The 6,202-nt window shown below is 68.4% G+C and carries 7 protein-coding genes and 1 pseudogene; all 8 read right to left on the minus strand.

All coding sequences use genetic code 11. The features are described 5' to 3' along the window. Positions 1-659: pseudogene (locus JMF90_RS19775) on the minus strand (endonuclease); the annotation flags it as partial. A 169-nt stretch (positions 660-828) separates the two neighbouring features. Then, positions 829-1,770 carry a CopD family protein gene (locus tag JMF90_RS19780; RefSeq protein WP_011548383.1) on the minus strand — a complete coding sequence of 314 codons (942 nt, stop codon included), beginning with the start codon at positions 1,768-1,770 and terminating at the stop codon, positions 829-831. Beyond that, complete coding sequence (gene copC / locus JMF90_RS19785; protein ID WP_011548384.1) at positions 1,767-2,147, minus strand: copper homeostasis periplasmic binding protein CopC; 381 nt, start codon at positions 2,145-2,147, stop codon at positions 1,767-1,769. Before copC ends, JMF90_RS19780 begins: the two co-directional genes overlap by 4 nt. Positions 2,148-2,163: 16 nt before the next feature. Beyond that, positions 2,164-2,508 carry a copper-binding protein gene (locus JMF90_RS19790; RefSeq protein WP_011548385.1) on the minus strand — a complete coding sequence of 115 codons (345 nt, stop codon included), beginning with the start codon at positions 2,506-2,508 and terminating at the stop codon, positions 2,164-2,166. A gap of 66 nt (positions 2,509-2,574) precedes the next feature. Next, positions 2,575-3,870, minus strand: a complete 1,296-nt coding sequence (locus JMF90_RS19795) for a multicopper oxidase family protein (RefSeq protein WP_011548386.1) — start codon at positions 3,868-3,870, stop codon at positions 2,575-2,577. A gap of 1 nt (position 3,871) precedes the next feature. After that, positions 3,872-5,374: a TolC family protein gene (locus JMF90_RS19800; RefSeq protein ID WP_011548387.1), complete on the minus strand. Its 1,503-nt coding sequence runs from the start codon at positions 5,372-5,374 to the stop codon at positions 3,872-3,874. Further along, entirely contained in the window at positions 5,371-5,640 is a 270-nt protein-coding gene (locus JMF90_RS19805; protein WP_041489495.1) for a hypothetical protein, read from the minus strand. Before JMF90_RS19805 ends, JMF90_RS19800 begins: the two co-directional genes overlap by 4 nt. Before the next feature lie 88 nt (positions 5,641-5,728). After that, positions 5,729-6,085, minus strand: a complete 357-nt coding sequence (locus tag JMF90_RS19810) for a hypothetical protein (protein WP_041489424.1) — start codon at positions 6,083-6,085, stop codon at positions 5,729-5,731. Positions 6,086-6,202: the final 117 nt, after the last annotated feature.

The following is a 6,202-nucleotide window of genomic DNA, read 5'->3' on the forward strand; positions in this document are numbered from 1 at the left end:
GAGCCGTCGTCGAGGATCAGGCGGTTGCGCGCGTTCGCGTCGATCTGCGTCTGCGCCTGCGCGGGCGGCACGACGCTCGTCGGCGTACGCAGGCGGCCGTTGCTGAGCATCACGCTGCCGTAGCGGCCGAGTTCGTAGTTGTCGGTGACGCTCAGCGTCTGCGGCAGGCGCACGAGCATCCCTTCGTATGCGGCGAACGCGCTCGGGCTGTCGACCGGCAGCGTGAGCGTCGCGGGCGTGACCGTCTGGCCGTTCGCGCATACCGCGATCGCGCCCTGCAGCGTGAGCTGCGTCTGCCCGTATTTCTCCTCGACCTTGCCCGTTACGTGCACGAGATCGCCGGCCTTCGCGCGCGCTTTCGGCGCATAGACGAACAGGCCTTCGGACACGCCCGGCTGGTTGCGGCGCTGCGCGTCCGCCTGCTGGACGAAGAAGCCGCCGAAACCGTCGGTGCCGCCGAAATCGGCGGTGACGACCGCTTCGATCGATGCGTTCTGACCGGCGAGCGGCGACGGCGCGCCGGCCCCCTGGATATCGGCGATCGGCGTCGTGCTGCCGCCGCAGTTCGCGCTGACGGGCGCGGCAGTGGCGGCGAATACCGGCGCGGCGAGCGTCGGGAGCAACAATAGCGGGGCAAACAGGCAGATTGGCGAGCGCATGGCGGGAATCCCGGTTGTGAGGGTGGCGAAAGCTTAGCGGCGCTCAATGACAGTTTTTGGTAATCGCGAGACAGGCCGATGTAATCGTCGTCATCACGCCGCGATCGCCATGCGTCGTCCGGTCAAGTCTCGACAATGCAGCCGATCTTCCGACGACGAAGCCCCGCCGCTAGGCCGTCCCCGGCAACGCGCTCGACACGAGCACGGCCGCCACCATCAGCACGCCGCCGAGCACGACCGCCTCGACTCGCAACACCATGCCGAACCGTCTCAACGCGCGTACCGGTATCGCGGCGGCCGGGTCCTTCAACGCGGCCAGCAGCTCCGGCATCCCGAAGAAGCGGTTGTGTCCGCCGAGCATCGCGGCAATCAGCACGAGCACAAGCTTCAGCAGCAGGATTTGCCCGTACGTCGACGCGAACAGGTTGGCGGGTGTATCGACGCCGCGCCAGCCGTTGTACGCGCCGGTCGCGAACAACACGACCAGCGCGTAAGTGGATGCGTCGGACAGCGACTGCACGAACGATGCGCCCGTCGCGCGTTCGCTCGCCGGCATGCGGGCGAGCCGCGACATCACGCCGAATGCCGTCACGAGCACGAGCCCCACCCACGCGCTGATCGCCAGCAGATGCAGCCAATCGATCCACACTGGCACGCTGAACAGCCCGGCGTCCACCGGATGGCCGCCGTTGCTGCGCGCCAGCGCGACACAAGCGAGGGCAGCCACCATCGCGAACGGAAACCGCGTGTCGTCCGTGCGTCCGACGAACGACAGCAGCACGACGACGAGCATGAACGCCGCCCCGGCCAGCCACGCATGACCGAAGCCGGTGCGCGCGAGCATCGAACACACCGCCAGCCCTGCGTCGAGCAGCGACACCTCGCTCATCAATGCGCAGTGCGCCCAGAATGCGGCGACGCTCGCGAGCAGCGATACGACGGACGCAATACGCAGCGTCGCGGCGAGCCGCCGCCCAACGTCGTGCTGCCACGCGGACACGCCACGTGCGAGCCAGTGCCGGCCGAGCAATGCGCCGACGACGACCGCGAACCCGGCGTTCTGGATCGCCACCGCCACGAGCCGCAGCAGGCCGACGATGCCGTCGTTCATTCCTTCACCCGGAACGTATAGGCGCCCTTCGTGCGATGCGCATCGGCCGTCATCGCCGCCCACTGTACGGTGTACGCGCCTGCCGCAAGCTTCGGTATCGCGACGGTCATCACGCGCGGGTTCGACGCGTCGACCTTCGCCTTGTCCTGCGTGACGGCGTTGCCGCTCGCGTCCGACACCTTCACCGAGCTGAACGCCGGTTCGACGTCTTCGTTGAACGTGAGCCGCACCGTGTCGGGCGCCGCATCGATCGTGCTGCCGGCCGCCGGTACGGCGCGCTCCAGCTTGCCGTGCGCCGACGCCGCGACCGGTGCGCCTGCGAAGATGGCGGTAGCCGCGGCAAAGCCGGCCAGCCGCTTGAGCATCGAGATCGTCATGTTCACGCGCTCCGCTTCACGGCTTCTTCAGCTCGACGACGGTCAACGCACCGTCCACGTCCTCGGCGACGAAATCGATCGTATCGCCCACCTTCACCTGCGCCAGCATCGCCGGGTCCTTCACCTTGAACACCATCGTCATCGCGTCCATCCCGAGGTTCTCCAGCGGGCCGTGCTTGATCGTCAGCTTGCCGGCCGCCGTGTCGACCTTGCGGATCTCGCCGTGCGACATGCGCGACGCCGCGGCGCCCTGCTTCGCATTCGCGCTCATGTCCATGCCGGCCATGTCGCCGGCCGCGTACGACGCCGCGGAGAACGCCAGCGCGCACCCCGTCGCCATCAAAACCAGTCCCTTCTTCATCGTGTCGACTCCCGTGTGAGTGAATGGAAACCGGCGGCCGCATCGACGCGGCCGCCGCATGCTGCTTCAGCCGTCCGGCAATTCGCCGGTGTATTCGTATGCGACGGTGCCCTTCGGATGCCGGAACCAGCCCGGATCGCGATAGTCGTTGCGGCCCAGCCCCTGCCGCACCTTGAGCACCGTGAACATGCCGCCCATCTCCAGCGGCCCGAACGGGCCGGTGCCGGTCATCATCGGCAGCGTGTTGTCTGGCAGCGGCATCTCCATGCCGCCCATCGCGCCGCCCGTGCTGCCCATCGCCATGTAGTCGGGCACGAGCTTGCCGATGCGCTTCGCGAGATCCTTCTGCGGTACGCCGATCAGGTTCGGCACCTGATGGCCCATCGCATTCATCGTGTGGTGCGACTTGTGGCAATGGAACGCCCAGTCGCCCGGACGATCGGCGGTGAACTCGATCGCGCGCATCTGACCCACCGCGACATCGGCCGTCACTTCCGGCCAGCGCGCGGCCGGCGGAATCCAGCCGCCGTCGGTGCCCGCGACCTCGAAGCTGTAGCCGTGCAGGTGGATCGGGTGGTTCGTCATCGTCAGGTTGCCGAAACGAATCCGCACGCGGTCGCCGGCGCGCACCGGCAGCGGATCGATGCCCGGGAACACGCGCGAGTTGAAGGTCCACATGTTGAAGTCGGTCATCTCGTTCACGCGCGGCGTGTAGCTGCCCGGGTCGATGTCGTATGCGGCGAGCAGGAACACGAAATCGCGATCGACCGCCATCGTGCCGCGGTCCTTTGGATGTACGATGAACATCCCCATCATCCCCATCGCCATCTGCACCATCTCGTCGGCATGCGGGTGATACATGAACGTGCCGTGCGCTTCGAGCTGGAACTCGTAGACGAAGGTCTTGCCGGGCGGGATATGCGGCTGCGTGAGGCCGCCGACGCCGTCCATCCCGTTCGGCAGCCGCAGCCCGTGCCAGTGGATCGTCGTGTGCTCGGGCAGCCGGTTGGTCACGAAGATGCGGACCTTGTCGCCTTCGACGGCCTCGATCGTCGGGCCCGGCGACTGACCGTTGTAGCCCCACAGGTTCGCGTTCATGCCGGGCGCCATCTCGCGCACGACGGGCTCGGCCGTCAGGTGGAATTCCTTCCAGCCGTTCTTCATCCGCCACGGCAGCGACCAGCCGTTCAGCGTCGCGACGGGCGTGTACGGGCGGCCGTTGGGCGGCACGAGCGGCGGCTGCGTGCCGGCTTTCGCCATCGTCGGCGCGTCGGGCAACGACGCGGCGCCAGCCTTGCTGACCATCGCCGCACCGAGCAGTGCGGCGCCCGAGCCGCTGAGAAATTGTCGACGGGACACCATGTCAATGACCTTCCGGATGCGGTTGCGTGGCGGGCGCCGACGGCGCCGCGGGAGTGGAAGCCGGCTGCGGCGCAGCGTCGGCGCTGGATGGGGATTGGGGTGCGGATTCGGCGGAATGCGTCGCGCTCGGCACGGCACCCGGTAACGGCAACCGGCCGCCGACGGCCATCTGCAGATCGGTTTCCGCGAGCCAGTAGTCCTTCAGCGCATCGATGTAGCCGTTGACCGCGCCGACCTGTTCGCGCGCATCGGTCAGCAGCTCGAACACGCTCGCGAGCATCCCGTTGTAGCGCAGCAGCAGTTCGTCGGAGATCGTCTTGCGCAGCGGCACGACTTCGTCGCGATAGTGCGTCGCGACGTCGTAGCTCGTCACGTACGCCGCATACGATTCGCGTACTTCCGAGCGTGCATCGATGGCCGTTTTCGCGAGCCGGTTCGCGGACTGCATGTAGATCGCCTCGGCGCGCGCGACCTTGGCGCCACCCCAGTCGAACAGCGGAATCTCGACGCTGATCTCGTAACCGTGCTCGTGGCCCTTGCCGGTCTCGTAGTCGTTCACGTAGCCGAGCTCGACCGCGTTGACGAAACGCGTGGCCTTGCTCAGGCCGAGCGACGACGCGACGCCCTGCGTCTGCAGCTTCGCGGCCTGGACGTCGAGGCGATTGCCCATCGCGAAGCGTTCGAGGTCGGGCAGGTTCGGGCGCGCCTTCGGCAGATCCGGCAAGCGCTCGGGCAGCGCGTACCGCGTGCGCTCGCCCCACAGCCCCATCGCGCGCGTGAGCTTCTCGCGTGCGGCGATGGCCTGCTGCCGCGTTTTCGCGTGCTGCGCGACCGCGTCGGCGTGAAACGCCTGTTCACGGGCGTAGTCGAGCCGGCTGAAGTTGCCGGCCTGCCGCATGCGCAGTGCGAGTTCGGCGGCCGCGCTCGCGGCGTCGCGCACCTGCTGCGCATAGTGTGCGGCCTGCTCGGCGGCGACCGCCTCGACATACGCGCGGCGCGCGTCGGCCGCGACCTTCAGCATCGCATCGGCCGTTTCGAGCTTGGTCTGCTCGAAACGGCGGCGTTCGATCTTCGTTGCGAGCGGCATCGTCAGCAGCGCGAACACGTTCGCCGAGAACGTGCGGCCAAGCGTCAGCTCGCCATCGCCGGCACGCGTGCGGCTGAACGCGAAGCGCGGGTTCGGCAACCGGCCGGCCTGCACGAGGTCGGCCTCCGACAGCCCGAGTTCCGCGTACGACGCCTGCAGCCCGCGGTTGTTCAGCAACGCGACCTGCACCGCGTCGTCCATCGACAGCGGCTTGCCGAGCAGTTCCTTCGTCCGCTGGTCGACCGCTTCGCGGTCGGCGTCGGTCCTCACCACCACCGCGTCCTTTCCGATGCGTTCCGATGCAGCCGACGACACGGCGTCGAACCCGCCATCCTTCGAAAACGTCGTGCAGCCCACGAGGAACGCCAGCGCGATCGCGGCCGCGCCGATCCTCGGTGATATCGCGAGCGTCGTCATCGCGTGGCCCCTCCGTGCGTCGAATGGGGCGCGGCGTTGCCGGTCGTGCGCCCTTTCGCGGGCCGCTCCATCACGTCCCGGTTCAGTTGCTTCCAGCCCGGGCCTGCGTCGTCCCGATACGGCCGGTAGCCGTCGAACGCGGACGTCACGGTGACGTCCGGCACCGACGCGGCGGCGTCCGCCGGATCGGGAAACGGAGTTTGCGCGGGCGCGAGCGACGGCACGAGGGCCGCCACGCCCAACAGCGCCGCAATGATCAATCGCATGAACATGTCTCGTCGTAAGTCGTCCGGCGCGCCGGATGCGGCCGCCGGAGCGGATGGCGGATCGCGGCGCATCGGCCGCGGGCAGCGACTAGGCGGGCATCCGGCGCGGCGGCCGGTCGATGCCGCCCGTCAGGAACGACACGCCCCCGGCCGAACGCGGAGGCGCGACGATGGTGACGCCGACGCTCGCCGCGGCGGGCACCGCAGGCGCACTCGACATCCCCGTGCCAAAGCAGCAGGACACGCACGCGGCACATGACGACGCATGCCGCGCGTGATCGCCGTGATCGTGATGGCCACCCTGCGCGGCCGGCATCGCGTGCGACGCCTTTTCCTCTTGCGGCACGGCGGCGCCCGGGCACTGCATCGAAACCGCCGCGAACGACGGGATCGACAGGCTCAGCGCGAGCAACACGACGACGAGAAATGTGCGCCAGTACGACATGGATGCGAGATCAGGCAGACAGCGATCGTTAGGGCCGGCGCGTCGCACGACGGCGCGCTCCGGGGACAAGACGGTCGCAGCTTATCGCCGCCGCGGTGACGACGGCATGGCCGAAAC

Source organism: Burkholderia sp. E168m23 (assembly GCF_016586125.1).
Classification (GTDB): Bacteria; Pseudomonadota; Gammaproteobacteria; order Burkholderiales; family Burkholderiaceae; genus Burkholderia; species Burkholderia orbicola.